The following is a 487-nucleotide window of genomic DNA, read 5'->3' on the forward strand; positions in this document are numbered from 1 at the left end:
GGGAGATCCTGGTCGACTGGAACGGCGTCACCGGCCCCTACCCCGACACCGCCACCATCCACCAGCTCATCGAGAACCGCGCCGCCACCGACCCCGACGCCATCGCCGTCACCCACGGCAACCAGCAGTGGACCTACCACGACATCAACACCCGCGCCAACCAACTCGCCCACCACCTACGCGACACGGGCATCACCCCCGACACCCTCATCGCCGTCTGCCTCGACCGCTCCCCCGACCTCATCGCCACCCTCCTCGGCATCCTCAAAGCCGGCGCCGCCTTCGTCCCCCTCGACCCCGACTACCCCACCGACCGCATCACCTACATGATCCCGTTGATCATCACCAGCACCGACCTCGCCCACCGCCTCCCCGACACCATCAACCACCTCCACGTCGACACCCAGTGGCCCATCGGACCCGACACCGACCCCACACCCCTCGCCACACCCGACGACCTCGCCTACGTCATCTACACCTCAGGCTC

General features: G+C 67.8%; 1 protein-coding gene. It reads left to right on the forward strand.

Annotated elements, in window-relative coordinates:
* Positions 1-487 (forward strand): AMP-binding protein (locus IF37_RS40445; RefSeq protein WP_037858508.1); only part of this gene is annotated, 487 nt, incomplete at both ends.

The sequence above is a fragment of the Streptomyces sp. NRRL S-31 genome (assembly GCF_000718775.1).
Lineage (GTDB): Bacteria > Actinomycetota > Actinomycetes > Streptomycetales > Streptomycetaceae > Streptomyces.